This is a genomic window from Streptomyces sp. NPDC016309 (assembly GCF_043077235.1).
In the GTDB taxonomy this organism is placed as follows: domain Bacteria; phylum Actinomycetota; class Actinomycetes; order Streptomycetales; family Streptomycetaceae; genus Streptomyces.
The window spans coordinates 345,167-371,744 of sequence record NZ_JBIBSG010000003.1 but is presented as its reverse complement, the minus strand read 5'-3'; the positions used below and the strand labels follow the sequence as shown (position 1 = coordinate 371,744).

The window sequence follows — 26,578 nt, the reverse complement described above, 5'->3', positions numbered from 1 at the left end:
CATCGGTGGCCGGGGAGCGGTGGGGCGCGTTGAGCTATGTTGAGCGCAATCGGGACAAGAAGGAGGCACACCGGTGCCATCAGGGCAGCAGGCTCGCGCGCAGGCGGCCGCGATCACGCCGGGCAAGCCGGGCTCCACGGAGGAGTCGGCCCCCTCGGTTCCCCTGGACCGGGTCATGGCGCTGTTCGGCGGCCACCGGCTGTCCCCCGCCCAGCGCCGGATCGCCCAGTACATGATCGACCACCTCACCGAGGCGGCGTTCCTGTCGATCACGGACCTCGCCGAGCGGGTGGGGGTCAGCCAGCCGTCGGTGACGCGGTTCGCGACGTCGCTGGGGTACAGCGGGTTCCCGGCGCTGCGGGAGGCGTTGCAGCCCATCGCGCTCAGCGCGGTGGCGGGTACGCCGGACACGCGGGAGGAGATCCGCCGCAACGAGTTGCAGGCCGCGATCGACGCGGAGATCGAGAACCTGGAGCACCTGCGCCGCCTGGTGGCCGATCCCGGGCAGATCCTCGACGTGGGCCGGGAGTTGGCGACTTCCGTGCCCTTGACGGTGCTCGGTCTGCGCATCTCGGTGTCGCTGGCGGAGTACTTCGCGTACGCGGCGCGCCGGATCCATCCGGACGTGCGGCTGGTGACCCGGGGCGGGAGCGTCGCGTACGACGCGCTGTTGCAGTCCCGGGAGGCGGGCGGGACATGGGTGCTGGCGTTCGCGATGCCGAGGCACGCCCACGAGACGCTGTCGGCGATGCGGGCGGCGCGCCGTACGGGGCTGCGCATCGCTCTGATCACGGATCTGACGCTGGGGCCGCTGGTGGAGGAGGCCGATGTGACGCTGACGGCCGGGACGGGCTCACGGCTGGTCTTCGACTCGTACGCGGCGCCGGGCGTTCTGTCGGCCGCGGTGCTCCAGGCGATGGCGGACGCCAACCCGGAGCGGACCCAGTTGCGGCTGGAGGGGTACGAGCAGGCCGCGGAGCAGCACAACTTCTTCCTCGACGACTGACGTCTTCCGGTCGCGCGAGACGCTTCTCACAGCTCCCACCAGGGCGTTTTCAGACGTTTTCATACGTCGGCAGCGCATGAAATTTTTCATGCACTTGCTTACTCGACGGTAAATATATTTACTGCTCGGACACCCCGGTGCAACGACCCGGGGAACGGGACAGAACACCGGCGTGACGACGCTCCCTCCTCGCGTCGCCCCCTGGTGTTTTGACCGGGCGCTCCGCACTCCCCGCGGACACCCGTGGCGGCCCCGGTCAACCCCTGGGCCGGGGCCGCCGAAAGTCTTCCCGTCAGGTGACGGTGACCGCGGCGGCGGCGACCGCGGTCGCCGGGACCGCCGTGACCGCGGAGGCGACCGACGCGGTGGTGACGCCGGCGGTGGCGGCCGACGCCGTGGTCGTGGCGGCCAGCCTGGCGCGTGCCGCCGCCAGCGCTTGGTCCAGGTGCCGCGTCCCGGTGGTCACGCAGAGCGTGTACGTGACATCGTCGAGCCGTCGTTTCAGGTCGGGCGCGAGGGCCATCTCCTGGGAGGCGGTGCACAGGGATTCGTAACGGGCTACGAGCTCACGAAGCACTGCGGGATGCGCCAACAGCATGAACGTACCTGCCTTTCCCACGCCACGAAGCAAGGAGAGAGGGGACGCCGATGCCTTCTCCGGGCCGGCCTCCCCGGGACCGGGCGATGCGCCGGTCCCCGGACCGGGTCGCCCTCCCGCACATGGATGTGCCCGCGCTCTCCGGTCCTCACACGACATTGTGATGCAACCGTGACGGATCCGCGCTGCGTGGGGAGAAAGGGGAGGAAAAGCGCTTCTGCTCCATTGTCGTGACATGGACTTCGGCCCCGGTACCGGCCGATCGGCCGGGGGTACCCCTCGACCATGGCTGTGAACCCCATCGAAATGCAGAAGGCCCTCGGCGGCGTCAACTACCCGGCGTCGAAGGAGGAGATCGTCGACCAGGCGTCGAAGCACAAGGCGGGCCAAGAGGTCATGAAGGCCCTGGACTCCCTTCCCGACAAGCAGTACGAATCGCCCGCCGCCGTCAACAAGGAGGTCGGCAAGGGCTGACCCCACGGGCTCCGCGTCCCGCCGAGTCCCGTCCGCCCCGTCCCCCGATTCCGGGTGGCGGGGCGGACGCACGCCCTCACCCGAGTGGACCGCGTGGGGCTGTGGCCCGGCCGTCACCGCGCTCCACTGGCTGGACACGGCGAAGTCCGCCGCCCGGCCGAGGCAACCCCGGCGGTCCCCCGGCCATCCTCCTTGGACGGCGGCCCGAACTCCCGGACGCCGCCCGCACACCAGTGCATGGAGTGAGCAGCCCATGGTCCACATGTCGGTCGTCGTCCCGTGCTTCGACGAGAGCGAGGTGATCGACGCCTTCCACACCGCCCTGACGGCCGCCCTGGAGCCGACCGGCGTGACCTACGAGGTCTGTTACGTCGACGACGGCAGCGGCGACGGGACCGTGGAGCGGCTGCGAGTCCTCGCGGCGGCCGACCGGCGGGTGCGCTACACGTCCTTCAGCCGGAACTTCGGCAAGGAGTCCGCGCTGCTCGCCGGTATGCGCATGTCCCGGGGCGAGGTGGTGGTCCTCATGGACGCCGACCTCCAGCACCCGCCCGAGCTCCTCCCCCGCATGCTGGAGCTGCACCGGCACGGCTACGACCAGGTGATCGCCCAGCGCGACCGCACGGGCGAGGGCGCCGTGCGGACCGCGCTCAGCCACGCCTACTACCGCCTGGTGCGCCGCTTCATGGACGTCGAGATCGCCGACGGGGCGGGCGACTTCCGGCTGCTGTCGCGCCGCGCGGTGGACTCGCTCCTGTCGCTCCCCGAGAGCAATCGTTTCTCCAAGGGACTGTTCTCCTGGATCGGGTTCGACACGGTCAGCTTCCGCTACGAGAACGTCGAACGGGCCGCCGGCCGCTCCAAGTGGGGCGGCAGACGGCTGCTGGACTACGGCATCGACGGGCTGCTGTCGTTCAACACCCGGCCGCTGCGCCTGGCCATCCACACCGGTCTGTGGCTGTTCCTGTCCGCCCTGGTCTACGCCCTGTGGATCATCGCCAACGTGCTCCTCGACGGTGTGGAGACGCCCGGCTACGCCACCCTCATCACCGCCGTCGTGGCACTCAGCGGCATCCAGCTCGCCACGCTCGGGGTCATCGGGGAGTACGTGGGCCGGATCTACCACGAGGCCAAGCGCCGCCCGCACTACGTGGTGCGGGAGACCGAGCGCTCGGCGACCCTCGGCCGCGGCACGGACGCCACGCTGGAGCCGGCGGGACGGGCCCGGCCCAGGCCGTGAGGACCGCTCCATGAGATCCGTCGCCGCCGCCCTGCGCGCCCCCGCCGTCCGCCAGTTCGCCACCTTCGCCGTGATCGGACTCGCCAACACGGCCGTCTACTACGGGGTGTACGCCACCCTCAACGTCTGGCTGCCCTACCTGACCGCGCACGTCATCGGGTACGCGGTGAGCGTCGTCGGCTCCTTCCTGCTCAACTCGTACGTCACCGTCCGCACCCGGCCGACCTGGCGGGCGTTCGCCCGCTACCCCCTGTCGGGCGCGGCCAACGTCGTGGGCAGCGGGATCCTGCTGCACCTCGCGGTGAGCCGGCTCGGGATGGACGAGAACCTCGCCGCCGTGGCCGCCGGGCTCCTCGTCACCCCGCTGTCCTTCGTCCTCGCCCGCTGGGCCATCACCTCCGGGGCGGCCGCCACCCGCCGGTCCGGGTCGCGGCGGCCGCCCGCGGAGCCGGTCAGGGAAGGCGCGTCCCGCGAGTGACCTTGTCCAGGTGGTAGTAGTCGGCCACGCACCGCGCGGGCCACGCCCGGGTGCCGTTGGCACTGAACGGCTCCAGCATCCCGCTCACGGAGACCGGCTTGTACGGCAGCACCCGGGCGCCCGCGGCCGCCCGCTCCCGCAGCCACCGGTCCTGGCGGTCCCACTTCTGCGCCCGTACGCGCATGTCCCCGCCGAGCTCGTACAGCGGCACGGCCAGGCCGAGTACCGTCACCGCGCACACGGCGGCGGCCAGCCCGGCGACCGCGCCGGTGCGCACCCCGCGCAGCCGCAGCGCCCGTCCCAGCAGGGCGCCCGCGCCGGTCAGCAGCAGCACGAACAGCAGCAGGTAGTCGTTCCAGGTGCGCTCCGAGGTCACCACCCTGGCCCCGAAGACCGGGTAGGTGATGACGGTGCACAGGTAGCCGGAGATCAGGAACGCCGCCGTGCCGAGGCCCGTCAGCAGCAGCGGCCGGCACGGCAGCAGCACCCGCCGCCCGCCGGGCACGGGGCCCCGGGACGCCAGCAGGCCCAGCAGGACCCCGGCGGCGACGGCGCCCGTGTACTGCCAGGTCGTCAGGACGGTCTCCAGGATGCGGACGAAGGCCCGCAGCGAGGCGGCCAGCGATTCGGGGGCGAGCATGGAGGTGGTCTCCGCGCCGAACCGCTCGCGCCGGTTGCGCGACCCGGGGGACGTCACCAGGACCACGGTGCCGACGGCGACGCCGGCCATCCCGGTCAGGGACCAGGCGCGGACGTACGGCACGAACCGCGCGGTGAAGAGCCGGCCGGCGAACAGGACGGCGCCCGACAGCACCACCAGGGCCACCACGGACGCCTCTTCGGACAGGGTCCCCATGAAGACGCCCGCCAGGAGGACCACCCCGAGCGCGGCGGCCCGCCCGCGCCGGCCGCGGGCGCGCAGCAGTGGGAGCACGGCCGCGCAGGCGAGCACCGGGGCGAGGGTGTGCGAGACGGACGCGGCGGGCCAGTAGAAGGTCTTGTACGTGTTGGGCGTGGCGAACAGGAACACCGCCGTGATCATGGCGGCGACGAGCAGCGGCACCCCGCGCGGGAGGCGCAGGCCGGCCCGGCGCGGCAGGAGCACGGTCAGCCCCCACAGCAGCCCCAGCACGAGCACGCCGCTGACGAGGCCGTACCACTGGTGCCCGGCGACGGGGAATTTCGCGTACAGCCCGACGAGCAGTCCGTTGCCGATCCGCCCGTTGTCGGTGAAGTAGAACTTCCCGATCAAGCCGGAGATACCGTCGTCGCGCACGGCGGGCAGGAAGCACCACTCGTCGGCGCTGGGCCGGACGTACCGGCCGAGCCAGGCGGCCGCGGCCAGCAGGCCCAGGGGCAGCAGGGCGAGGGCCGCCGGCCACCCGGAGGTGCGCGACCCGCGCGGGTCGCCGTCACCCCCGGCGGGCCCGGACCCGGGGTCGTCGCCCGGGTCCGGGGGGACGGTGACACTCGATGCGCCGACGGCCATGTCTTCTTCACTGCCTCTCGGGGAAACCACTGGTACGACACCGAAGAGGTGATTCGGGCCGGTGCCGTTGTCCGCGTGCCGTGCCGGATCCGGCGGATCGCGGGTGGGTCTCCCACTCGACCGGCTGTCGCGGGCGGCCGCAACCGGGCGGCACCCGGGCGGCTCACGCCCGCAGCGCGGTCACCAGCCGGCAGGAGGGCGCCCCGTCGGACCTGCGGCCGAACTCCTCCAGCGGGGCCAGTTCCACCGTGAAGCCGGTGCGGGTGAGCTGCTCCACGACGTCGGTGAGCCGGAAGGTGCGGTAGTACATGACGAAACGGGGCCGCCACAGCAGGTTGCGCAGCCGCATGGCCGCGTCGAACGCCCACAGTTCCCAGTAGGGGCGGGAGCCGACCTCGGGCGGGGCCGGGAGCGGGAACACGAACCGGCCGCCGGGGCGCAGCGCCCGGTGCACCCCGGCGAAGAGCCCGGGCCGCTCGGCGGGCAGGAAGTGCCCGAAGGCGCCGAAGCTCACGGCGAGGTCGAAGGAGGCGCGGAAGGGCAGGGCGCGGGCGTCGGCGCGTACCCACTGGGGTGCGGGCCCGCCGGGTGCCGCCGCGTGGGTGGCGCGGGCGTGGGCCAGCATGCCGGCGCTGAAGTCGACACCGGTGACGCGTTCGTCGCACAGTTCGCGCAGGACGCCCACCCCGGCGCCGGTGCCGCAGCACACGTCGAGGCCGGCGCGGAAGGGCCCGTGGGGCCGTACCGCGTCGGCGACGGCGCGCAGCACGCGGTCGGCGGTGCGGTACGGGGTGTGGTCGAACTTCGGCGCCAGGAGGTCGTAGCCGGTCCGGGTGGAGGAGAGGGCCTGGGTGGCGAGTTCGCGGAGCGTCGGGCCGTGCGGGGTGGACATGCGCACTCCTTGCGGGCGGACCGGTCAGATGACGCCGGCGTTGAAGATGTCGAACGGCAGGGTCCCAGTGCCGTCGCCCGCCGGTCCGCCGGTGCCGGGAAGCGGGAGTTCGGCCCAGATGACCTTGCCGTGGGCGGTGTAGCGGGTGCCCCAGCGTTCGGCGAGCTGGGCGACGAGGAAGAGCCCGCGGCCGCCCTCGTCGGTGGTGGCGGCGTACCGGAGGTGGGGTGAGGTGCTGTTGTGGTCGGCGACCTCGCAGGTCAGGCCCCGGTCGTACAGCAGGCGGACCCGGACGGGGGCGGCGCCGTAGCGGATGGCGTTGGTGATGAGCTCGCTGAGGATGAGCTCGGCGGCGAACGACAGGTCGTCCAGCCCCCACTCGGTGAGCCGGCGGACGGCGGCGGAGCGGATCCCTCCGACGGCGCCGGGGTGGAAGGGCACGTCCCAGTCGGCCACGCGGTCGCAGCCGAGGGCGCGGGTGCGGGCGACGAGCAGGGCCACGTCGTCCTTGGGGTGGGCGGGCAGCAGGTCGTCGAGCACGAGCCGGCAGAGTTCCTCGGGTCCGGAGGCGGGCCGGCCCAGTGCCTCGCGGAGCAGTTCGATGCCGACGTCGATGTCGCGGGTGCGGTCCTCGATGAGCCCGTCGGTGTAGAAGACGATCTGGCTGCCCTCGGCCAGTTCGAGTTCGCGGGTCTCGAAGGGTATGCCGCCCAGGCCGAGCGGCGGCCCGGCCGGGAGGTCGGGGAACTCGACCTGGCCGCCGGGGTGGACCAGGGCGGGCAGCGGGTGGCCGGCGCGGGCCATGGAGCAGCGCCGGGAGACCGGGTCGTACACCGCGTAGAGGCAGGTTGCGCCGGTCATTCCGGCGCCCGAGCCCATGGCGTCCTCGTCCTGGTCGATGCGGCCGACGAGGTCGTCGAGGCGGCCGAGGAGTTCGTCGGGGGGCAGGTCGAGGGTGGAAAAGTTGTGCACGGCGGTACGGAGCCGGCCCATGGTGGCGGCGGCGTGCAGGCCGTGCCCGACGACGTCGCCGACGACGAGGGCGACGCGGCTGCCGGGGAGGGGGATGACGTCGAACCAGTCGCCGCCGACGCCCGACTGGGCGGGCAGGTAGCGGTGGGCCACCTCCAGGGCGCTCTGTTCGGGCAGGGCGCGGGGCAGCAGGCTGCGCTGGAGGGTGACGGCCATGGCGTGCTCGCGGGTGTAGCGGCGGGCGTTGTCGATGCTCACGGCGGCGCGGGCGACGAGTTCCTCGGCGAGCTCCAGGTCCTCCTCCTCGAAGGGGTCGGGCTTCTCGGAGCGCCAGAAGTTGGCGACGCCGAGGACGACGCCCCGGGCCTTGAGGGGGACGGCGATGAGCGAGTGGATGCCGTAGTCGACGATGCGGGCGGCCCGCTCGGGGTCCTGGGCCTGCCAGCCGGGGGCGCGGGACAGGTCGGGGACGAGCTCGGCCCGGCCGGTGCCGAAGCCGCGCGCCTGGGGGGTGGACGGCACGAAGCCGATCATCTTGCCGCGCGGGTAGAGGGGGTGGTCGTCGCGGATGCCGGCGACGGCGGTGCGGCGCATGTCGGCGGCCGTGCCGCTGGGCTCCTCGCCACGCAGGACGGGGTCGGCGAGGTCGACGGTGACGAAGTCGGCGAAGCGCTGGACGGTGACCTCGGCGAGTTCCTCGGCGGTGCGGACGACGTCGAGGGTGGTGCCGATGCCGACACCGGCGTCGTACAGCAGGTTGAGCCGCCGGCGGGCGCCTTCGGCGCGGCCGGTGAGGGAGCGCAGCTCGGTGGTGTCGCGGATGGTGGCGACGGTGCCGGCGGGGCCGCCGTGGCGGTCGGTGTGGCGCTGGTTGACGGCGAGCAGCCGGTCGGCGGCGGGGACGACCTCGTCGGTGGCGACGCGCCCGGAGCAGAGCAGTTCGGCCATGCCGGGGTCGAGGCCGGGCAGGTCCCGGACGCTGCGGCCCTCGGCGTCCGGGGGCAGCCGGAGCAGGCGTTCCGCCTCGTCGTTGGCGAGGAGCAGCCGGCCGTCGCCGCCGACGATGACGACGCCCTCGCGTACGGAGTGCAGGACGGCATCGTGGTGTTCGTACACCCGGGTCATCTCGGTGGGGCCGAGGCCGTGCGTCTGGCGCCGCAGCCGGCGTGCCACGAGGGCGGTGCCGGCGGTGGTGACGGCCAGGCCGGCGGCGGCGATGCCGAGGATGACGGGGAGCTGGCGGTTGACGACGCCGGTCACGTTCCGGACCTCCAGGCCGGCGGAGACCAGCCCGATGACCTGCCCGTTCGAGCCCCGGACGGGGACGATGGCCTGGACCTCCTCGCCGAGGGGTCCGTCGACGCTCTCGGTGAGGACCTTGCCGCCCAGGGACGGCGCGATGGTGCCGACGAACCGTCCGCCGATCCGTTCCGGCTGGGGGTGGGTGTAGCGGATGCCGCGGGTGTCCATCACGACGATGAAGTCGACCCCGGCGCGCTTGCGGGCGCTTTCGGTGAGCGGCTGGAGGACGCCGGACGGATCGGGGTCGTTCTTCAGGACGTCCTCGAGGCCCGGGGAGTGCGCGAAGGACTCGGCCACGGCGATGGAGCGGTTGCGGGCTTCCCGGTCGCTGTCGCTGCGCGATTGGAGGAGGAGTGCCAGGACCGCGCCGAGCACCAGCAGCACGACGAGCGCCACCTGCAGGACGAAGACCTGTCCCGCGACGCTCCGTGGGAGCCTCTCGGCCAGTGACCGAACCGAGGCACCACGGAATCGGTCGAAGAAGTGGACCACGCTCCCCTTTCTAACACCGCATGCCCCATGACGACCATGAGTGACCGCCGGTCGCCGGCCGAACACGGGGCGCACCCGGCTCGCCGGGGCGTTCGCGGGGCGGTGGAACGGCCACTGCGGCGTGCGTGCAAAGCCGATCCATGGGTGGGCCATAGGGGGACCATGAACGCACCAACAGAGATCAAACCCGATCAGGTGCGGAAGCGGCCAGGCGTACGGTGCGCGGCGTGACGACTCGTTCCGGCGCCGGTCCGGCAGCCCCCTCGGTCCCGCTCTCCCTCCCCTCCCCGCGCGGCCGGCGGGCCCTGCTGCGGGCGGCGCTCGGCGGTACCGCCGTCCTGGGCGCCGGGCTCGTCGCGGCCCCGGCGGCGGCCGCGGCAGCACCGGCACCCCCGGCACCCGGGCCGGCGGCCATGACGGCCCGCGGCGGCCCGCGCCCCACGACCCCGGCGGAGGCGCTGCGCGAGCTGGCCCGCGGCAACCGGCGCTGGCGGTCGCGGCACCAGACCCACCCGGACGAGAGCGCGGCGGCCCGGGTGGCGGCCGTCTCCGGCCAGCACCCGTTCGCGCTGGTCCTGGGCTGCATCGACTCCCGGGTGCCGCCGGAGCTGGTGTTCGACCAGGGCCTGGGGGACCTGATGACGGTCCGCTCGGCGGGCGAGGTGCTGGACGAGGCGGTGCTGGGGAGCATCGCGTACGGCGTCCTGGAGCTGGCGATACCGCTGGTCGTGGTGCTGGGCCACCAGTCGTGCGGGGCCGTGGCCGCCGCGGTGCGCGCGGAGGAGACCGGCGAGCGGCCGCCCGCCCACATCGACTACATCGCCGAGCGGATACGGCCCGCGATCGACCACACGCACACGGGCGCGGCCCGGATCGACGCGACGATCACGGCGAACGTCCGCCGTGTGCGTGGTCTGCTGGCCGCCGAACCGGACCTCGCCGGCCGGGTGGCGACGGGCCGGCTCGCGATCGTCGGCGCCCGGTACGAGCTGAGCAGCCAGCGGGTGCACCGGCTCTAGGGGGTGTCCGCAAAGTCTCGCCTGGCCCGCGGTGTCTCGCCCGGGCCCCACCGGGCCCGGGCGGCCCGTCAGCGGACGCCCCGGGGCCGGAACTGGACGCTGATCCGGGGTCCGACGCCCTTGGCCGTCTTGGGGATCGCGTGCTCCCAGGTGCGCTGGCACGATCCGCCCATCACGATCAGGTCGCCGTGCCCGAGCGGCACCCGCCTGGACGGGCCGCCGCGCACGGGCCGCAGGGCCAGGTCCCGGGGCTCGCCGACCGACAGGATGGCGACCATGGTGTCCTGCCGTCCGCCGCGCCCGATCCGGTCGCCGTGCCAGGCGACGCTGTCCCGGCCGTCGCGGTAGTAGCAGAGGCCCGCCGTGGTGAACGGCTCCCCCAGCTCGGCGCCGTAATGGGCGGACAGCGCGGCGCGGGCCTCGTCGAGCACGGGGTGCGGCAGGGCGTCCCGCTCGCCGTAGAAGGCCAGCAGGCGCGGTACGGCGACCTCGTGGTCGTACATCGTGCGGCGCTCGGCCCGCCACGGAACGCCCTCGGCGAGCTCCTCGAAGAGGGCGTCCGCCCCGTGCAGCCACGCGGGCAGCAGGTCGATCCAGGCCCCGTCGCCGAGCACGGTGCGCCGGACCGGGTCCAGCGGCCCGAGGCGGATCTCGTCGGTCTGGTCGAAGAGCGATCCCTGGAGGTGTGCTGCCATGACCCCAGCGTACGAGTAAATCGAATGTATGAGCTATTCGATCAGCCCGTGGTCGTCGAGCCGTCCCACCCGGAGGCCCCGCCCCCGGCACTCGGCCACCAGCCCGGGCAGCGCGCCCAGCGCCGCCCGCCACGCCCCCGGCGCGCTCACCATGTCCGAGTCGTGCAGCAGCACCGTCCCGCCGCCGCGCAGCGTCCTGGTGACCTCGGCGTGCACGCTGTACGCCGTCGCCGAAGCGGTCCAGTCCCGCCCCCACGCCGACCAGAGCACCGTGCGCAACCCGGCCGACCGGGCGGCGGCCCACCGGCCGCCGGTGAGGATGCCGTAGGGAGGCCGGTACCACAGCGGCCACCGCCCGGCGGCGCCGGCGACCAGCTCCGCCGCCCGCGCCACCTCACGGGCGTCGAGCCGGGGGCGGGGGCGCCAGGGCCGGTCGTGCCGCCAGCCGTGCACGGCCAGCTCGTGTCCCTCCGCCGCGATCAGCCGCCCGAGTCCGGGGTGGTCGGCGAGCCGGCTCCCGAGCACGAAGAAGGTGGCCCGCACGTCCAGGTCGTCCAGGGCGCGGAGGAACCGGGGGGTGGTGTCGGGGTCCGGGCCGTCGTCGAACGTCAGCGCCACGTGGGAGGGGTCCCCGCGCCCGTCCAGGCCCGGCCACAGCACGGCGCGGGCGCCGGGCAGCCAGGTCGCGGCGGGCCCGACGTGCCAGGCGGCCACCGCGCCCGCCGCCACCGCGCCCACCGCGCCCGCCGCTCCCGCGAGGGCCGCCACCGGCCGGGCGCTCACCACCGCTCCCCCGGGTGCTCCGGGTCGTCCGTCACGAGCGGGGACCGGGCGAGCTGGACGCAGCCGGCCACCAGGACCACCAGCGCCAGCACCTCGAACACCACCCGCCAGCCCAGGTGCACCCGCTCCGCGAACAGCGTCACGCCGAGCACCACGCTCAGCAGGGCGTCCCCCAGCGTCAGCGCGGGCTGCGACGCCACCAGGCTGCCCGCCCGAAGGGTCACCTGGAGCAGCAGGAAGCTCGCCAGCCCCACGCCTCCCGCGGCGTACGGCTGCCAGGTGGTCAACACCGCGTCGATCCCGTCCGGCAGCCGCCCCAGCGCGTCCTTGAGCAGCGCGGCCGTGCACGCGAAGCCGGTGGCCGTCGCCGTGCCCAGCACCGCCGCGCGCGGCGCCGGTGACAGCCGGAACGCCACCACGGCCAGGACGGCCACGAACAGCCCCGCGCCCAGAACCGTCCAGGCCCAGTCGGACAGGGGCACCGTGGACCGGCCGCCGGTCGGGTCGGCCATCGCCAGGAACACCGCGAGGCCCAGCGCCATGGCGCCGAACGCCCACCGCGTCCGGGTGTCCGGGCGGCGCCGGAACACCACCCCGCCCACCACCAGCGTGAACATCAGCTCGGTGCTCATCACCGGCTGCACCACCGACAGCGGCCCGGTGGCCAGCGCCAGCGCCTGGAGGATGCCGGACACGGCCAGCAGGGCCGCGCCCCACACCCACACCCGCCGGTGCACCAGCCCGGCCATCCACGAGCCCCGGCGCCCCGACTCCGGCTCCGGCCCGGTGGCGGCCGCGCCCTGCCGCTGGAGCACGGACGCACCCGCGTTGCCGAGGGCGGCCAGCAGCGCCAGGCAGATCGACAGGGCCAGCACCGTACTCAGCCGAACCGCTTGGCCATGGCGCGGAAGAAGCCGGGCACGGCCCCGTGCAGACGGGCGGGCACGGCCAGCCAGCCGGGCACGAACACGTCCTCCCGGCCCCGTACGACCGCCCGCCACACCACCTCGGCCACCCGCTCCGGTGGCACCGGGCGCGGGTGCTCACGGTGGTACGGAACGCCCCGGCGGCTGAAGAACGGGGTGTCCACCGCCCCCGGCAGGACGACCGTCACGCCCACCCGGGTGCCGGCCAGCTCGTAGCGCAGGCTGTCGGCGAAGGCCAGCAGTCCGCCCTTGGTCGCGGCGTACACCGCCTCGTTGCCCACCCCGACCCGGCCCGCCATCGAACCGATCAGGACCACCCGGCCCACCCCCCGCTCCGCCATTCCGGGCAGCACCTGGCGCACCAGGTGCACGACGGAGGTGAGGTTGAGCGCGATCAGCCGGTCGACGGCCTCGGCGGGCATCCGGGTGAACGGCCCCGCCCAGCCGATGCCGGCGGCCGCCACCAGCGCGTCGACGCGGCCCTCCCGCTCCAGCGCCTCGGCGGCCAGCCGCTCCACCCCCGCCCGCTCCGCCAGGTCCGCCGCCAGCGCCCCGCCGCCGGTCCGCCGTGCCACCGCGGCCAGCCGTTCCTCGTCCCGCCCGGCGAGGAGCAGCCGACAGCGGCCGTCGGCGGCGAACCGGTCGGCGACCGCCTCGCCGATGCCGGAGGACGCGCCCGTGACGAGCACGACCGGGCGAGCGGCCGGGCGGGTGCCGTGCCGTGCCCTTCCCGGTCCGGCCGCGTGACGGGGCGGGGCCACGTGACGGGGCGTAAGGGGCATGGCGGATCCTCCGGACTGTCGTCGACCGTGCCCCTCCAGCCTCCCGCTTACGCGCCGGTTCACCTCCCCGCACCCGCCCGGTGCGCCCGCTGATCCACCCGAACAGTCCGATTCACCCGCTCCGGGCCCTTCCGTGGGGCGGGGACGGAGCAGGATGGGAGCACCGAACGGAGGGCGTCACATGGAGCGGCGATGCCTGGTCCTGAGCGCGAGCATGGGCGCGGGCCACGACGCGGTGGCCGGCGAGCTGGCCCGCAGGCTGCGCGCGGACGGCCACGAGGTCCTCGTGAGGGACGTGCTGACGCTGCTGCCGCCCGGCACGGGGGCGGCGATGCGCGGCTTCTACCGGTTCGTGGTGCGGCGGGTCCCCCCGGCGTACGCGGCGATCCACGCGCTGTTCCTGGCACCCCGGCCGCGTTCCGGGCCGGGGCCCGCCCGCCGGGGGCTGGACGTGGCCCCCTTGGCGGCGCTCGCGGAACGGCGGCTGGGCGCGCTCGTGGAGCGGTGGCGGCCCGACGTGATCGTCTCCACCTTCCACCTCGCGGGCCGGATCACCGGGCGGATGCGCGGCCGGGGTGCGCTGCGGGTGCCGTGCGCGGTGTTCGTCACCGACTTCGCGGTGCACCGTGCCTGGCTGGACCCGGGGAACGACCTGTACCTGTGCGTGACCGGGTCCGCGGCGCGGGCGGCCCGGGACGGCACGGGCCGGACCGCGGTCGCCACCGGGCCGGTCGTGCCGCCGGAGTTCCCCGCGGCCGCCGCGGACGGGGCGGACACGGAAAGCACGCAGGGCCGGGAGGGCGGGGAGGGCCGGCCCGTGGTGCTGCTCTCGGGCGGGGCATGGGGGGTGGGTCCGGGGCTGCTGGGGACGGCGAGGGCGCTCGCCCGGAACGGTTTCCGGCCGGTGCTGCTCTGCGGCCGGGACGGCCGGCTGCGGCGGCGGGCCGCGCGGCTGCCCGGCGTGCGGGCGCTGGGCTGGACGGACGACATGCCGGGGCTGATGGCGTCGGCGAGGGTCCTGGTGGACAACGCGGCGGGCCAGACCGCGGTGCAGGCGCTCGCCGCCGGGGTCCCTGTGATCGGCTACCGGCCCATCGCGGGGCACGGGGCGGCGGGGGTCCGGGAGATGGCGGCCGAGGGCCTGACCACGTACGCCCAGGGTCTTCCCGAACTGCTGGCGGCGGCCGGTGCGCTGGCCCGGCCGGGTGACGCGCGGGGCCGGCGGACGGCGGCCGCCTCGGCGGTGTTCCGGGCGGACGCCGCCCGCCTGGTCGCGGGCCTGACGGATCCGGCGGACCCGGCGGACCTCATGGACCTGACGGGTCCGGCGGACGTCATGGACCCGCCGGACCCGGCGGACGTCATGGGCCCGGCGGACCCCCCGGACCGCGCCGGTCCCGTGGCATGAGTGCGGTTACGCCGCGGGCGTCGCCCGTGCGGCCAGCCACTCCTCGTGGGCGCGCGTCACCCGCTCCCACAGCGCGGTGCGGTCGTCGGCGTCGAGACCGCTCAGGTCGCGCCCGAAGACGTCGGTGAGGGCCGCGAACCAGTCCCCCGCCGTGTCCAGCGTGCGCTCGGCTCGGCCGACCGCGTCGATGCGGGTCAGGACCCGCCCGCGCAGCAGGTCCACGCCGTGGGCGTCACGGCGCAGGGCGGCGAAGGTGGCCTGGAACGGCGAGTCCGGCGCGGTGGACAGCCGCACGTGCTCGTCGGCGAAGTCCGCCATGGTGGCGGGCCGGGCGGCGAACTCCATCACGGGGAAGGAACTGCGCGGGTCGTGGTGGAACGTCCAGCCGCCCGGCTCGGTGACCGACGGCTCCAGCCGGTAGGTGAACGGCCCCTGCCGGTACGTGCCGGGGCGCAGCGGCAGCGGTTCGTGCGGGCCGTCGCCGAGCCCGGCGTCGACGAACCAGTCCTCGCCGCCGGCCCGGACCGTCAGCGCCAGGTGGTTGCCGTTCGCGCCGCGCCCGTCGGGCCGCTCGTGCACGCCGCCGACATGGCGGGTGACGTCGTACCCGAGGGCCTCCAGCAGCGCGGCGAAGCCGCCGTTCAGATGGAAGCAGTAACCGCCCTGCCCGGCGGCGAACCGCCGTACGGACAGTTCCGGTTCGATGCCGGGCGGCCGTCCGAGCTGGATGCCGACGTTCTCGTACGGGACGCGCTCCAGGTGCGCCCGCTGCAAGGCCTTCAGGCCCTCGGCGGACGGCGCGCCCGGATCGTCGATGCCCAGCCGGGCCAGGTAACCCTCAAAACCCTTCACGCTCATGACCGTTCACCCTAACGAGCGGGCTCCTCGTGTCCGTTCCGGGGGGTGCGGGCGTCGCTCCCGGTACCCGGGAGGGGGGTGAAGGTGAGGGGCTCGCCCCAGGGCGTTCGCCGCTCCGGAGAGTGAACGACCCCACACGTGAGGGGGGTTGGGGCGTCGGGTGCGCGCGGTCACGTACGCGCGGTCACGTACGCCGTGTCGGGTGCGCCGTGTCGGTGCGCCGTGCCGGGTGCGCCGTGCCGGGTTGCGCGCGGTCAGGTCGTCGCCGGGTCGCCCTTGATGAGGGCGAAGGGCGCGCCGCCCGGGTCCCTGACCATGGCGAGGCGTCCCACTCCGGGGACGTCCACCGGCGGGACCAGGACCGTGGCGCCGTTCCCGGTGGCGGTGGCGACGGTGGCATCGCAGTCGGTCACCCCGAAGTAGGGGTGCCACGCCGAGCCGAAGCCGGCGGCCGGGTCCTCGGCGAGCGGCATGATGCCGCCCTGGCCCGGGTGGTCGCCCCCGCCTCCGCCGGGTGCGGAGACGACGGAGTAGACGAGCCCGCCGCCCATGTCCCGGTCCTCGTACTCCCAGGAGAACACCGCGCGGTAGAAGTCCCTGGCGGCGGCCGCGTCCGTGGTGTGGAGCTCCGTCCAGCAGAGGGTGGCGGGCTCCATGACCGTGTCCAGGCCCTTGGTGTCGCCCGGCTGCCAGACGGCGAAGCCGGCGCCCGTGGGGTCGGTGAAGGCGGCCATCCGCCCGGCGGTGAAGACGTCCATGGGCGGGACGCGGACCGAACCGCCCGCCCGGCGGACGGCCTCGGTGGTGGCGTCGGCGTCACGGGTGTGGAAGTAGGGCGTCCACGCGGGGCTCGCGCCCTCCTCGGTCAGCGGGCCGAGGGCGGCGACGGTGCCGCCGTCGCGCTGGAAGAACCCGTACCCGCCGGCGTCCGGGCCGGCCGACTGGAACGTCCAGCCGAAGACGGCCGCGTAGAACGCCGCGGCGGCGTCCGTGTCCCGGGTGCCGAGGTCGATCCAGTTGGGCGTGCCGGGGACGAAGTCGGTCGTCAGCATGGGGAGTCCTCCGTGGAGCCGAGCAGCGTGTAGGCGGTGGGGACGAGGGTGTCCCGGGCGCGGAACCGGCGGGTGGAGAGGGCGACCAGCGCCGTGTCGCGGTCGGGGCGGAAGCCGAGGAACGCCGTCTGGCCGCTGGTGGCCCCGATGTGGAAGTACATGGTGCCGTCGTCGGCGGGGTGGTGGAACCAGGCGAGCGTGTGGGTGTGCGCGTGGCCCCGGCCGCGGCGCAGCAGCGGGCGCCGCACCTCCCGCAGCGCGGCGGCCGCGGGGGAGCCGCCGGGGTGGAGGTGTGCCTCCAGGAAGGTGAGCAGGTCGTCCGGGGTGGCGCGGACGGCGCCCGCCGCCTGGAAGCCGCCGATGAGCAGGGGCGGTACGGGGGTGGTGCCGTCCGCCCGGTGGCCGGTGGCGTCGGTGCCGGGGCCGGTGGGGCGCAGGGCGGTGTCGTGCAGTCCGAGGGGGCGCAGCACGCGGTCGGTGAGGAGCTGTTCCCAGGGGGTGCCGGTGGCCGCCACGAGGGTCTGGCCGAGGACGGCGACCCCGAAGTTGGAGTAGCGCCAGCGGGTGCCCGGCCGGTGGCGGGGGCGGGCGCGGAGGAAGGCGCGGACGACCCGTTCGGGCGGGTAGTGGGCGTAGGGGTTGGTGGCCCAGCGGGGCAGCGCCTGGGGGTAGAAGTCGGCGGGGAGCGGGGGCAGTCCGGAGGTGTGGGTGATCAGGTGCAGGAGGGTGGCGGGGCGCCGGCCGGGTGGCCGCGCCGGGTCCAGGAGGGCGGCCGCCGGGTCGTTGCCGGACAGGGCGCCCGCGTGGACGAGGTCGGCCAGCAGCAGGCCGGTGAAGGTCTTGGTCGCCGATCCGATCTCGTACCGGAGCTGTTCGCGCGATACGGGCGGCGGTGGCGCGGTGCCGCCGCTGCGGACGGTGCGGTGGCCGTGCCGGGAGAGCGCGAAGACGACGTCGGGGGCGTCGACGGCCCGTACGGCCTCGTCGAGCCGTTCCGCGTCGGTCGTCGGCGTGCCGGTCACGCCGGGGCCTCGGCGGTCAGCCGCTCCAGGGCGCGTGAGGTGGCCAGTACGGACGCGAAGGCGGCGACCAGCGTGGAGTGGTACACGAGGTCGAAGACGTCCTGGGGGTCGCCGGCCGGCATCCCGCCCATCGGGGGTACGGCCCCGTCGGGCTGCTGGGCGGCCGCGAAGCCCTCCCACGCCGACGCGTCGAGGGTGGGGCGGGGCAGGCAGGCGTCGACGACGAGCAGTTCGCCGAGCAGGTCCCAGCGTTCGAGGTCGAGCCAGTCGTCCAGCCAGACCGGCAGCCACTGCTGGAGGTGGCCGGCGGTCTCGGGGGGCAGGCGGTCCGGGTCCTCGCCCCAGTCGGTGAGGTGGAAGACGGTGTGGGTGATGTCGTATCCGATGCGGGTGTCGACGGTCCACGGTTCGGGGCGGCGGGCCAGCCATGTGCGGCCGAACGCCTCGTCCTCGGGGAGGCTCGGGGTGAGCCCGAAGCGGCGTTCGAAGGCGCTGAGGCCGAGTCTGCGGACGGGCAGCACCTCCAGCCGCGCCCAGCTTCCGAGCCGGTGGTTGAGCCGGATCGCCCGCTCCAGCTCCGGCTGGCTGTGGCCGAGTTCACGGAAGGGCACGTACGTCTCGAAGGGGATCGGCGAGATCGGTTCGGTGCGCTGGCCGCGCACCAGTGCCTGTCCGCCGTCCAGGACCTCGCGCCAGGCGTGGTCGAGCAGCCGGCGGGCCAGGTCGGCCTGGCGGGAGCCGGCCACTCCTTCGCGGAAGAGAACCTTGCAGATGACGGCGAGTTCGCCGACGGGTTTGAAGCGTTCGAGGTACCCGGTCTCCGGGTCGGCGTCCGGTTCCAGCCGGAATCCGTCACGGTGGGCGTGGAGCCATTCGAGGGCGCCCACGCCGACCGTGTGGACGAGGCGGGTGCTGGCGGCGGTCATCCCTGCGCTCCTCGGTGGGTCGCTCCGGCGGCCCGGCCGCCGTCGGGGCGGCGGGCGGCGGTGAGGGTCGCGGCGAACGCCGCGACCAGCGTGGAGTGGTAGCAGTTGACGAAGACCGCCGGCACCTCCTCGCCGTGCGGTCCGCGGCCCACCTCGGTGATCTCCCCCGTGGGCCGCTGGGCGCGGGCGAGGGCCCGCCAGGCGTCCTCGGTCGCCTCCGGTGCCGGTGGTCCGGGCAGGCTGGCGGCGACGGCGAGCAACTCGCCGCACAGGTCCCAGTGCTGGGTCTCCACGCAGCTGTCGAGCCAGGCGGGGAGCCAGGTGTCCAGGTAGGCGGCGACGTCGGCCGGTACGCCGCGCACGTCGTGGCCCCAGTCGGTGAGGTGGTACACGACGTGGGTGAGGGTGTACCCGGCGGTGCGCTCGAAGGCCCAGGGCTCGGGCAGCGCGCCCAGCCAGGTGCGGCGGAGGGCGGTGCCGGCGGCCTCGTGGGGGGTGATGCCCGTGCGGCGCTCGGAGTTGAGGATGCTCAGGCGGCGGTTGGGCAGCAGTTCCGTCGTCCGCCAGCTACGGGTGCGGACGATGCCGGTCAGGAACTCCTCGTACGCGGGGTGGCGCAGGCCGCCGGAGGTGAACGCGGCGTAGACCTCCAGGGGGTAGGTGGCCCACGGTTCGAGCCGTTGCACGTCGAGGAAGAGCGCGCCGTCGCGGGTCTCGCGCCAGGCGTGGCGGAGGAGGTCGGAGGCGGTGTCGTGCAGGACGGTGCCGGGGCGGGTGTGGCGGCGGACGCAGGCGCACATCTGGGCCAGCTCGCCCAGGGGTTTCCAGGAGCCGTTGACGTCGGCGTCCGGCTCCAGGGCGTCGTCCCCCAGCCGGAAACCGGCGCGGTTGTCGGACAGCCAGCCGAGGGCGGACTCGGCCAGCCGCCGTACGTCGGTGGTCGCCGCCGGTGCCGTCATGGCGCCGCCCGCCCGTCGGCCGGGCGCAGCAGCCGCGCCGCGTGCAGGTGCAGGGCCACGCGCGGGTCGTCGCCGCCCATGAGGCCGACGAACTCCAGCCCGGCGTCCAGGCCGAGGCTCGGGGGGACGTCGTCGAGGACGGACAGCCAGCGGCCGGTGCCGGCGGCCTGGAGCCAGCCGCGGCGCCGGACGGCCCGTATGAAGCCGCGCGCGACGTCGACAGTGCGGCGCCGGGCGACCCGGGCGACGGCGCTGTCGGCGGCCGGGACGGCGAGCGGTGCGAGCAGGGCGAGCTGGTGGCCGAGTGCCTGCCAGGGGAGGTCCTCCAGCCAGGCGGCGCCGGGTTCGGTGCCGTCGCCGTCGGGGGCGCCGCCGGAGGCCAGGGCGGCCGGGGCGCCCAGGTCGCGGAGGGTGCGGGTCATCGCCCAGTGGCTCCAGAGCGACGTCGGTGAGGCGTCGGCGCCGGGAGGGTAGGCGAGCACCGCCTTCTCGCACACCGCCAGGTCGACGGGGGCGGGGGCGGTGCGGTGCAGGACGCTCGGCAGCAGGACGTCCGCCCCGACGACCCGTACGGCCGCGAGGCCGAGGTCGTCGTCCCCGAGCGTGACCGCCGTGGCGGCCGACACCGGGGCGTGGCCCCCGCTCGTGAGAGCGGAGACCACGTGGTGGGCGAGTTCCCGCACCGTGCCCGTCAGGGGGTTGGGGGTGCCGGACTCATCCATTCAGTCGTACCTTCACCCCTTCTTCGGGCGCGGTGCCGGCGGCGCCAACAGCACCTGTCCGGCGCCGGCTTGCAGGGCGAGCGCGGCACACTCGCGAGTGTCGCGGTAGAAGCCCTGGACTTCACCCGGGTTGAGGGCCGCTTCGATGTCGGTGTCCGCAACCTTGGTCCGGTCCCGGAGTTCGTACTCGGTCGACGTCATGCCACCATCCCTTCATGCGGAAAGGAATCTCTGCTTCCACTTCCAGTGGACCCCAGCCGCACAGAGGACGCAAACGGCGAAAGCGCCCTGTTTCGTAGAAGATTCAAAAGCGCCGGGGGGACGGCGTACCCGTACGGGTACGACCCCCGCCCTGGTAGGGACGGGGGTCGTGGCCGGTTGTCGGTCAGCCCTTCTTCGGCCGCGGCGTCGGTGGCGCCAGCAGCACCTGTCCCGCCCCGGCCTGAAGGGCGAGGATCCCGCATTCACGGGTGTCCCGGTAGAAGCCTTCGGCCTCACCCGGGTTGAGGGCCTTCTCGATATCGCTGTCCAGGACCTTGGTACGGCCCTGGAGCTCGCGCTCGGTCGACGACATGTCGCCATCCCTTCATGCGGAAAGGAATGTTTGCTTCCACTTCTAGTGGACCGCAGTTGGGCAAGCGGCGCAAATGGCAAAAATTCAACTTTGAGGTATAGGGCGCGCGTCGGGAACGGAGCGGCGGTCCGGACGCACGGCGGGGCGCCCGGCGTACCCCGTCTGCGCTTCCCGGATGGCGCAATTCGCTGGATTGCCCATTAGATGGTGCAAACCGCGCGCCCCAGTCGGCGCACGACGACCGACACGGTGTGTGCCTCACCGGAGTCCGGCGAACGGAGCCACGCCATGACCACCGACGACCCCACAACTCGCCCCACCGGGGCGGCCCCTGACAGGGCGGGGCCGCCCCACCCGCCCGACCCGCCCGACCGGCCCGACCCGGCCGGCGTGCCCGTCGACGCGACGCACACCGAGGCGCCGCCGTTCGGCACCGTGCACGTCGACGCCGCGCACGCCGAGGCCCTGCGCCTGGCCGCCGCCGCGCCGCCCCCGGCCCCGGCCGCGCCCCCGGCGGCGACGACGTACGCCAACGGCACGTACACCAACGGCGCGTACGCGAACGGCACGTACTCGCGCGCGACGCCCGAGGCCACCCCCGCGTACGGCGTGCCGGCCACGGCGGACCGGGCCCCCGACGACCACGAGGCCACCGGCACCACGCCGGGCGCGGCCGTCCACCGGGAGCCCCCCTACCGCGAGGCGCCCGACCGGCGCCCGCACGCCGAGACGGCCGGGGACGCCGCCGCCACCGGCACCGCGCCCGCCGGCGGGACGCCCGCACCGGCCGTCGCGGCCGTACCGACGCTGGACGGAGCACCGGCCGACGCGGCGCGCCCGGACACGGCGCGCCCGGACGCGGCCCGCACGGACGCGGCAGCCGGCGACGTGACGGCGTCCCCGGAGGGCCCGTCCACCGACCCGGTGACCGGGGACGCGGTGGACGCCGCCCCCGACGTCCCGCGCGCCGACGCGGACCCCTCGGCGGTCGACACTGCTCTCGTCGACGCCGTCCTCGGCGAGACGTCGGGGGCGGGGACGGACGACGAGGACGGCGACGAGCGCATACGGACTCTCATCTGGACGGCGGCCACCTACCGCCCGCTGGAGGAGGTCGCCGCGCTGGTGACCCAGCTCAAGAACACCAAGGCCGTCGACAGCCCGGCGGACGAGGCGCTGCGCGCGGCCGCGGTGGCCCGCCCGCTGGAAGAGGTCCGGCAGTTGGTCGCGATGCTCAACGAGGCCGGCCACACGCTCGACGACAACGACACGACGTTGCGTGCGGCGGCGGTCGGCAGGCCCATCGAGGACGTCGTCCAGCTCGTGAGCATCCTCGGCACCGGTGACGGCCAGGACCCGCCGGTGATCACGGGAACAGCACCGGCCGTCTCCGGCCCGGTGGTGCCCGAGAACCCCCATGTGCGGCCACCCCGGTCCGTCACGGGCGCGCCGGCGGCGGCGCAGGAGACGAAGGTCCTCGTGCCCGAACCGGCCGGCGGTCCGGCCGAGCCCTCGCCCCGGTCGGGGCTGCGCTGGCCGGCGGCCGCGGCCCTGTTCGCCTGCGGGGTGATCCACCTGCCCACGGACTTCGGCGGGCTGCGGTCCGGCGGGTACGCCGACGCCCTGGCGCTCGTCGTCACCGTGGTCTGCCTGGTGCTCGGCGAGTGGCTGATCGTGCGGGACTCCCCGCGGGTGTGGGGCTTCGCCGCCGCGACGTCCGTCGGTGTGGTGGCCCTGCACGGGATCGCGGGAAGCAGCGGGTTCGCCCTGCTGGAGAGCAGTCTGGGACGCACATGGGCCTTGTCGGGCGCCGCCGCGGTGACGTGCGCGATGCTCACCGCCCTCCTGGCCGGTTCGGCGCTGCTGCGCCGGCAGAGACAGCCCGACGCGGCCGACGGCGTATGACGGGCGATGCCCTCAGCGGGCCGCCCGCACACGGGAGCCGCTCTCCACGCGGCTCCCGTCGCCGTGCCGGCCCGCGAGGTCGCCGTCGGGCCGCCCGCCGTGGTGGCCGTGCCGGCCGTTGCCGTCGCGGCTCCCCGCGCGCGTGCCGTGCAGGGCGAACGCCGTGTTGACCAGGGCCACGTGGCTGAACGCCTGGGGCAGGTTGCCCAGTTGGCGGCCGGTCACGGGATCCCACTCCTCGGAGAGCAGACCGACGTCGTTGCGTACGTCCAGCACGCGCTCGAACACCTCCCGGCCCTCGTCCCGCCGCCCGGTCAGGGCGAGCGAGTCGGCGAACCACAGCGAGCAGGCCAGGAACGTGCCCTCGCTGCCGTACAGTCCGTCGACCTCGTGCACCCGGTCGCCCCCCGCGTCGGCGTACCGGCGCAGGAAGCCGTGGTGGTCGAGCCGCCGGGCCGCGTCCAGCGTGCCGCGCAGCCGCCGGTCGCCCGGGGGCAGGAAGCCCAGCCGGGGCATCAGCAGGGCGGCGGCGTCGATCCGCCGGGAGCCGTAGTACTGCACGAAGCAGCCGAGTTCGTCGTCCCAGCCGTGCTGGAGGACGTCCTTGCGGATCTCCTGCCGCATCGCGCGCCAGCGTTCCGCCGAGCCGCGCAGACCCGCGACCCTGGCCATGCGCAGGGCACGGTCGGCGGCGACCCACGACATGACCTTGGAGTGGACGAAGTGCCGCCGGGGACCGCGCACTTCCCACAGTCCGGCGTCCGGCTCCCGCCAGTGCTCCTCGAGGTACTCCATGAACGAGGCGATCAGGCGCCACACCTGGACGTCGATCGTGACACCGGCCCGCAGCGCCGAGTAGACGGTGTTGAGGACCTCGCCGTACACGTCGAGCTGGAGCTGCCCGACCGCGGCGTTGCCGAACCGCACGGGCTGGGATCCCTCGTACCCGGGCAGCCAGGGGGCGACGGTCTCGACGAGCCGGCGCTGTCCCCCCACCCCGTAGAGGGGCTGGAGGTCGGACGGCTCGCCGGCCACGGCCCGCACCAGCCAGTCCTTCCAGGCGACGGCCTCCTCGCGGTACCCGGAGCGCAGCAGGCACGACAGCGTGAAGGTGGAATCCCGGAGCCAGCAGAACCGGTAGTCCCAATTGCGCTCCCCTCCCAGGCATTCCGGCAGGGAGGAGGTGACGGCCGCGACGATCCCGCCGGTGGGTGCGTAGGTGAGCGCTTTGAGGGTGACCAGGGAACGGACGACGACATCGCGGTACGGTCCCTGGTACAAGCATTTCGACGCCCAATTGCGCCAGAATTCCAGGGTGTCGGCGAGTGCCGGGACCGCGGCCACTCCGAGGGCCGGGGGAATATGCGAGGGGCTCCAGCGGAGTACGAAGGCGATCCGCTCCCCCGCCGATACGGAGAACGCGCACGACGTACCGGACTTGGCGACCTCCATGTGGACGTCGGCATCGGCCTGGAGGAGCGTGGAGTCCGGTCCGGCGACCGCGGCGACCGTCCGTCCGTCGACCGTCCGGGTCCAGGGCACGATCCGCCCGTTGTCGAAGCGGAGCCGTACGTCCGACGTCATGTCGACCCGCCCCGACACGCCCTCGACCAGCCGCACGACCTGGGGAAGCCCGCTCCGGGGCGGCATGAAGTCGGTGACCCGCACGGTTCCGCCGACGGTCTCCCAGACCGATTCGAGCACCAGCGTGTCGGCCACGTAGGAACGCCGGGCGCAGGTGTCCGCGCCGGCGGGCGCGATGCGCCAGCGGCCGTGGTCCTCACCGCCGAGGAGTGCGGCGAAACAGGCGGGTGAATCGAAACGGGGCACGCACAGCCAGTCGATCGCCCCGTCCTTCCCGACGAGGGCCGCTGTTTCCAGGTCTCCGATGAGAGCGTAGTCCTCTATTCGCCCGACCATGACTCAAATTCTAGTCCCGCCGCCCGAGGTGAAGCATTCGGCGCCGTTTCCGCCGTCGCCCGGGCGGAATGCCTTTCCGGAGCCTTCCATAATCGTGCACGTCCCATTGACCGCCCCTGGGGCATGTGCTACGGATAGAGAACAAGCATGCCCGTTCCAGGGCATGCGGTCGCAGGAAGAGGTCCCCCGTGTCCTCGATCCAGGCAAGCCGTGCTCCGGCGCTCTCGGCCCCGCATCCGCTGCGGCGGGTGACGGACTGGCCCGCCGCCGGACCGGCCTCCGGCGCCCGGCCCCGCCCTCACCCGGCACGCCGGACCTCCGACCGCCTGGCCCTCGCCGCGACCGCGCGGCACGTGCGGGTACGCCGGCCCTGTTCCGCCCCGCGCCGCCGTCGTGGCCGTGCCGTCGCCTCGCGGACGACGGCATGCCGGCGTCACGACGATTCCGAGGGCGATCCAGCCCCGGCGGATCCCCCGCACCCGGTCCCCGGGACGCACCGGGCGGTTGCCCTCCCCGCCGCACGGTCCCACTTCCCGCCCCGTGACGGCGCGTTCGTCACGGGGGCGCTGCGCACCGTCGGGTGCGTCATCGGCGCGCACGCCCCGGGCGTGCGCGCCCTCCTTCGCGTGTGCGTGGTCCCGCTCGCCCTCGGCGCGGCACAGGACCACGTGACCACGATCCATGTCGGGTGGTCGCGGGACAGCGGGCGTATGCGGACGCCCCGCCCCGTGGCCACCACTCCCGGGGAAGCGATGCCGGAGGCCACCGGGCCGCCGTCCGGGTGCGCGCCGGTGCCGCGCGACGCCCGCGCGGCGGTGGTCCCCGGCATCGCGCCGCGGTCGTTCCCGGGCCGGTGCTCGCCCCGCCGGCCCGGGAACGCCGTCGCGTACGCCCCGGTATATGCCGTTCACGCCGTTCCCCGCTCGCGGGCGGGCCGTTCGAGTGCGCGCCGGCCATGACGCCCGGAGCGCGCCGCCCGCGCGTCCTGCTGCTCGCCCGCGGGCCCCTCGAGGGCGGCGAGGGGCCGGACATCCAGCTCGCGGCGGCCGTCGCCCACGCCGTGACGGACGTGGACTTCACCTGGTTCACCCGGTGGCCGCACCGGGGCGGCCCGCGGGCCGTCGACCGCGGCCGGGCGGTGCCGTTCCCGGCGCTGGACGGCCTCCAACAGCCCCTGACGATCGCCGCCGGAGCCGTACTGGCCCGCCGTGCCGACCTCGTCCACGCGGTGCTGGCGGTCGACGACGGCTTTCCGCTGCTCTCCCGGCTGTGGCCGCCGCTGCTGCGGGGCAGGCCGGTGCTGCACACCGTTCCGGGCGTCCAGGACGCGCGGCTGCTGCGCCGGTCGCGTCCGATCGGCCGCACGGTGGCGCTGTCCGCGGCGACCGCGAGGGAGCTCGGCGCCGCCGGGTTCGGCCCCGTGCGGGTCGTTCCGCCGGCGATACGGCTGGACCGCTGGCCGTTCACGCCCCGCCCGTCCGGGCCCACCCCCCGGGTGCTGGTCGTCGGCTGCCACCCGCACGGCGGGGCCGAGGAGGCCGTCATGGCGGCCGGGGTGGCCGCCCGGGCCGGGTCGCGGTTCCGCCTGACGCTCGCGCTGCGCCCCCGCCCCGGTCACCGTGCCCGGTCGGCGGAGCCGTCCCTGTCGGCCCTGGCCGAGCGGGAGGGGCTGCGGGAGATCGAGGTGCTCGGACAGGTCCCCGACATGCCCGGACTGATGGCGTCGGCCGACGTGTTGCTGTTCGTCCCGCGGGTGCTGGGCGCCCGGTCGGAGCTGCCGCTGACGGTCCTGGAGGCGCTGAGCACCGGCCGTCCGGTGATCCTCGCCGACCATCCGCAGTTCGCGGTGCTCGGTGACACGGTGCTGCGGGCGCCGGCCGGCGACGCCCGCCGCACCGGCCATCTGCTGCGCCAGTTGCTGGACCGGCCGCACTGGTGGCAGGTGCTCTCCGAGCAGGGGCGGACGACGGTGGAGGAACGCTTCGGGCCGGAGCGCTGTGCCGCGCAGTACACGCTGCTGTACCGGGAGTTGCTGGGCCGGTGGCCGGCCGGCTGAGGGTCCCCCGGGCCGAGGCTCCCGGTCC

At 74.8% G+C, this 26,578-nt stretch carries 25 protein-coding genes; 8 read left to right on the top strand and 17 right to left on the bottom strand.

Annotation, left to right across the window (positions count from 1 at the left end; all coding sequences use genetic code 11):
* Positions 1-73: 73 nt before the first annotated feature.
* Positions 74-1,006, top strand: a complete 933-nt coding sequence (locus ACF068_RS09500; protein WP_392273598.1) for a MurR/RpiR family transcriptional regulator — start codon at positions 74-76, stop codon at positions 1,004-1,006.
* A 292-nt stretch (positions 1,007-1,298) separates the two neighbouring features.
* Here ACF068_RS09500 and ACF068_RS09495 read toward each other — a convergent pair whose 3' ends face one another.
* Complete coding sequence (locus ACF068_RS09495) at positions 1,299-1,604, bottom strand: DUF5133 domain-containing protein (RefSeq protein ID WP_392273597.1); 306 nt, start codon at positions 1,602-1,604, stop codon at positions 1,299-1,301.
* Positions 1,605-1,889: 285 nt separating this feature from the next.
* On the opposite strand from ACF068_RS09495, the gene ACF068_RS09490 reads away from it, so the two are divergent.
* The 3 genes from ACF068_RS09490 (at position 1,890) to ACF068_RS09480 (ending at position 3,796) form a co-directional block, all read left to right on the top strand.
* Complete coding sequence (locus tag ACF068_RS09490) at positions 1,890-2,078, top strand: DUF2795 domain-containing protein (protein ID WP_392273596.1); 189 nt, start codon at positions 1,890-1,892, stop codon at positions 2,076-2,078.
* A 253-nt stretch (positions 2,079-2,331) separates the two neighbouring features.
* Positions 2,332-3,318: a glycosyltransferase family 2 protein gene (locus tag ACF068_RS09485; protein WP_392273595.1), complete on the top strand. Its 987-nt coding sequence runs from the start codon at positions 2,332-2,334 to the stop codon at positions 3,316-3,318.
* A gap of 10 nt (positions 3,319-3,328) precedes the next feature.
* Positions 3,329-3,796 carry a GtrA family protein gene (locus tag ACF068_RS09480; RefSeq protein WP_392273594.1) on the top strand — a complete coding sequence of 156 codons (468 nt, stop codon included), beginning with the start codon at positions 3,329-3,331 and terminating at the stop codon, positions 3,794-3,796.
* Here the strand turns inward: ACF068_RS09480 and ACF068_RS09475 are convergent.
* The 3 genes from ACF068_RS09475 to ACF068_RS09465 form a co-directional block, all read right to left on the bottom strand.
* Complete coding sequence (locus ACF068_RS09475; protein WP_392273593.1) at positions 3,771-5,285, bottom strand: DUF6056 family protein; 1,515 nt, start codon at positions 5,283-5,285, stop codon at positions 3,771-3,773. The genes ACF068_RS09480 and ACF068_RS09475 overlap by 26 nt on opposite strands.
* Before the next feature lie 163 nt (positions 5,286-5,448).
* The gene (locus ACF068_RS09470; protein WP_392273592.1) at positions 5,449-6,177 is read right to left on the bottom strand and encodes a class I SAM-dependent methyltransferase; all 729 of its coding nucleotides are present in this window, start codon (positions 6,175-6,177) and stop codon (positions 5,449-5,451) included.
* A 24-nt stretch (positions 6,178-6,201) separates the two neighbouring features.
* Positions 6,202-8,847: a SpoIIE family protein phosphatase gene (locus ACF068_RS09465; protein WP_392273591.1), complete on the bottom strand. Its 2,646-nt coding sequence runs from the start codon at positions 8,845-8,847 to the stop codon at positions 6,202-6,204.
* Positions 8,848-9,170: 323 nt separating this feature from the next.
* Between ACF068_RS09465 and ACF068_RS09460 the strand changes: the two genes are divergently transcribed.
* A complete protein-coding gene (locus ACF068_RS09460; protein ID WP_392273590.1) occupies positions 9,171-9,962 on the top strand; it encodes a carbonic anhydrase in 792 nt (263 codons plus the stop codon).
* Positions 9,963-10,030: 68 nt separating this feature from the next.
* Here ACF068_RS09460 and ACF068_RS09455 read toward each other — a convergent pair whose 3' ends face one another.
* From ACF068_RS09455 to ACF068_RS09440, 4 genes are read right to left on the bottom strand one after another with little or no spacing between them, the layout of a single operon-like run.
* Positions 10,031-10,657, bottom strand: a complete 627-nt coding sequence (locus ACF068_RS09455) for an alpha-ketoglutarate-dependent dioxygenase AlkB family protein (RefSeq protein WP_392273589.1) — start codon at positions 10,655-10,657, stop codon at positions 10,031-10,033.
* Positions 10,658-10,690: 33 nt separating this feature from the next.
* Positions 10,691-11,443, bottom strand: coding sequence for a polysaccharide deacetylase family protein (locus tag ACF068_RS09450; protein WP_392273588.1), 753 nt, complete (start codon positions 11,441-11,443; stop codon positions 10,691-10,693).
* Complete coding sequence (locus tag ACF068_RS09445; protein WP_392273587.1) at positions 11,437-12,315, bottom strand: DMT family transporter; 879 nt, start codon at positions 12,313-12,315, stop codon at positions 11,437-11,439. Before ACF068_RS09445 ends, ACF068_RS09450 begins: the two co-directional genes overlap by 7 nt.
* A gap of 5 nt (positions 12,316-12,320) precedes the next feature.
* Entirely contained in the window at positions 12,321-13,148 is an 828-nt protein-coding gene (locus ACF068_RS09440) for an SDR family NAD(P)-dependent oxidoreductase (protein ID WP_392273586.1), read from the bottom strand.
* Between the two features lie 181 nt (positions 13,149-13,329).
* Between ACF068_RS09440 and ACF068_RS09435 the strand changes: the two genes are divergently transcribed.
* The gene (locus tag ACF068_RS09435; RefSeq protein WP_392273585.1) at positions 13,330-14,556 is read left to right on the top strand and encodes a galactosyldiacylglycerol synthase; all 1,227 of its coding nucleotides are present in this window, start codon (positions 13,330-13,332) and stop codon (positions 14,554-14,556) included.
* 6 nt (positions 14,557-14,562) lie between these two features.
* On the opposite strand, the gene ACF068_RS09430 is transcribed toward ACF068_RS09435, so the two are convergent.
* The 8 genes from ACF068_RS09430 to ACF068_RS09395 form a co-directional block, all read right to left on the bottom strand.
* Positions 14,563-15,414 carry an arylamine N-acetyltransferase gene (locus ACF068_RS09430; protein WP_392273584.1) on the bottom strand — a complete coding sequence of 284 codons (852 nt, stop codon included), beginning with the start codon at positions 15,412-15,414 and terminating at the stop codon, positions 14,563-14,565.
* 254 nt (positions 15,415-15,668) lie between these two features.
* Positions 15,669-16,466, bottom strand: a complete 798-nt coding sequence (locus tag ACF068_RS09425; RefSeq protein WP_392273583.1) for a VOC family protein — start codon at positions 16,464-16,466, stop codon at positions 15,669-15,671.
* Positions 16,460-17,488, bottom strand: coding sequence for a serine hydrolase domain-containing protein (locus ACF068_RS09420; protein ID WP_392273582.1), 1,029 nt, complete (start codon positions 17,486-17,488; stop codon positions 16,460-16,462). Before ACF068_RS09420 ends, ACF068_RS09425 begins: the two co-directional genes overlap by 7 nt.
* Positions 17,485-18,414: a DUF6895 family protein gene (locus tag ACF068_RS09415; RefSeq protein ID WP_392273581.1), complete on the bottom strand. Its 930-nt coding sequence runs from the start codon at positions 18,412-18,414 to the stop codon at positions 17,485-17,487. The genes ACF068_RS09420 and ACF068_RS09415 overlap by 4 nt, the downstream gene beginning before the upstream one ends.
* Positions 18,411-19,373: a DUF6895 family protein gene (locus ACF068_RS09410; protein ID WP_392273580.1), complete on the bottom strand. Its 963-nt coding sequence runs from the start codon at positions 19,371-19,373 to the stop codon at positions 18,411-18,413. Before ACF068_RS09410 ends, ACF068_RS09415 begins: the two co-directional genes overlap by 4 nt.
* Entirely contained in the window at positions 19,370-20,095 is a 726-nt protein-coding gene (locus tag ACF068_RS09405) for a hypothetical protein (protein WP_392273579.1), read from the bottom strand. The genes ACF068_RS09410 and ACF068_RS09405 overlap by 4 nt, the downstream gene beginning before the upstream one ends.
* Positions 20,096-20,107: 12 nt before the next feature.
* The gene (locus ACF068_RS09400; protein WP_392273578.1) at positions 20,108-20,296 is read right to left on the bottom strand and encodes a hypothetical protein; all 189 of its coding nucleotides are present in this window, start codon (positions 20,294-20,296) and stop codon (positions 20,108-20,110) included.
* A 184-nt stretch (positions 20,297-20,480) separates the two neighbouring features.
* Positions 20,481-20,669: a hypothetical protein gene (locus tag ACF068_RS09395; RefSeq protein ID WP_392273577.1), complete on the bottom strand. Its 189-nt coding sequence runs from the start codon at positions 20,667-20,669 to the stop codon at positions 20,481-20,483.
* 288 nt (positions 20,670-20,957) lie between these two features.
* On the opposite strand from ACF068_RS09395, the gene ACF068_RS09390 reads away from it, so the two are divergent.
* Complete coding sequence (locus ACF068_RS09390) at positions 20,958-22,574, top strand: hypothetical protein (RefSeq protein WP_392273576.1); 1,617 nt, start codon at positions 20,958-20,960, stop codon at positions 22,572-22,574.
* A 12-nt stretch (positions 22,575-22,586) separates the two neighbouring features.
* Here ACF068_RS09390 and ACF068_RS09385 read toward each other — a convergent pair whose 3' ends face one another.
* Positions 22,587-24,494, bottom strand: a complete 1,908-nt coding sequence (locus ACF068_RS09385) for a glycoside hydrolase family 15 protein (protein WP_392273575.1) — start codon at positions 24,492-24,494, stop codon at positions 22,587-22,589.
* Between the two features lie 955 nt (positions 24,495-25,449).
* On the opposite strand from ACF068_RS09385, the gene ACF068_RS09380 reads away from it, so the two are divergent.
* Positions 25,450-26,550, top strand: coding sequence for a glycosyltransferase (locus ACF068_RS09380; RefSeq protein WP_392273574.1), 1,101 nt, complete (start codon positions 25,450-25,452; stop codon positions 26,548-26,550).
* Positions 26,551-26,578: the final 28 nt, after the last annotated feature.

What these genes read in the sequence shown, in the direction of transcription:
- ACF068_RS09400 (WP_392273578.1), bottom strand. Translation starts at nt 20,296, where the DNA reads ATGACGTCGACCGAGTACGAACTCCGGGACCGGACCAAGGTTGCGGAC.
- ACF068_RS09395 (WP_392273577.1), bottom strand. Translation starts at nt 20,669, where the DNA reads ATGTCGTCGACCGAGCGCGAGCTCCAGGGCCGTACCAAGGTCCTGGAC.
- ACF068_RS09495 (WP_392273597.1), bottom strand. Translation starts at nt 1,604, where the DNA reads ATGCTGTTGGCGCATCCCGCAGTGCTTCGTGAGCTCGTAGCCCGTTAC.
- ACF068_RS09390 (WP_392273576.1), top strand. Translation starts at nt 20,958, where the DNA reads ATGACCACCGACGACCCCACAACTCGCCCCACCGGGGCGGCCCCTGAC.
- ACF068_RS09455 (WP_392273589.1), bottom strand. Translation starts at nt 10,657, where the DNA reads ATGGCAGCACACCTCCAGGGATCGCTCTTCGACCAGACCGACGAGATC.
- ACF068_RS09410 (WP_392273580.1), bottom strand. Translation starts at nt 19,373, where the DNA reads ATGACGGCACCGGCGGCGACCACCGACGTACGGCGGCTGGCCGAGTCC.
- ACF068_RS09485 (WP_392273595.1), top strand. Translation starts at nt 2,332, where the DNA reads ATGGTCCACATGTCGGTCGTCGTCCCGTGCTTCGACGAGAGCGAGGTG.
- ACF068_RS09380 (WP_392273574.1), top strand. Translation starts at nt 25,450, where the DNA reads ATGACGCCCGGAGCGCGCCGCCCGCGCGTCCTGCTGCTCGCCCGCGGG.
- ACF068_RS09415 (WP_392273581.1), bottom strand. Translation starts at nt 18,414, where the DNA reads ATGACCGCCGCCAGCACCCGCCTCGTCCACACGGTCGGCGTGGGCGCC.
- ACF068_RS09430 (WP_392273584.1), bottom strand. Translation starts at nt 15,414, where the DNA reads ATGAGCGTGAAGGGTTTTGAGGGTTACCTGGCCCGGCTGGGCATCGAC.
- ACF068_RS09440 (WP_392273586.1), bottom strand. Translation starts at nt 13,148, where the DNA reads ATGCCCCTTACGCCCCGTCACGTGGCCCCGCCCCGTCACGCGGCCGGA.
- ACF068_RS09470 (WP_392273592.1), bottom strand. Translation starts at nt 6,177, where the DNA reads ATGTCCACCCCGCACGGCCCGACGCTCCGCGAACTCGCCACCCAGGCC.
- ACF068_RS09490 (WP_392273596.1), top strand. Translation starts at nt 1,890, where the DNA reads ATGGCTGTGAACCCCATCGAAATGCAGAAGGCCCTCGGCGGCGTCAAC.
- ACF068_RS09405 (WP_392273579.1), bottom strand. Translation starts at nt 20,095, where the DNA reads ATGGATGAGTCCGGCACCCCCAACCCCCTGACGGGCACGGTGCGGGAA.
- ACF068_RS09425 (WP_392273583.1), bottom strand. Translation starts at nt 16,466, where the DNA reads ATGCTGACGACCGACTTCGTCCCCGGCACGCCCAACTGGATCGACCTC.
- ACF068_RS09475 (WP_392273593.1), bottom strand. Translation starts at nt 5,285, where the DNA reads ATGGCCGTCGGCGCATCGAGTGTCACCGTCCCCCCGGACCCGGGCGAC.
- ACF068_RS09480 (WP_392273594.1), top strand. Translation starts at nt 3,329, where the DNA reads ATGAGATCCGTCGCCGCCGCCCTGCGCGCCCCCGCCGTCCGCCAGTTC.
- ACF068_RS09385 (WP_392273575.1), bottom strand. Translation starts at nt 24,494, where the DNA reads ATGGTCGGGCGAATAGAGGACTACGCTCTCATCGGAGACCTGGAAACA.
- ACF068_RS09435 (WP_392273585.1), top strand. Translation starts at nt 13,330, where the DNA reads ATGGAGCGGCGATGCCTGGTCCTGAGCGCGAGCATGGGCGCGGGCCAC.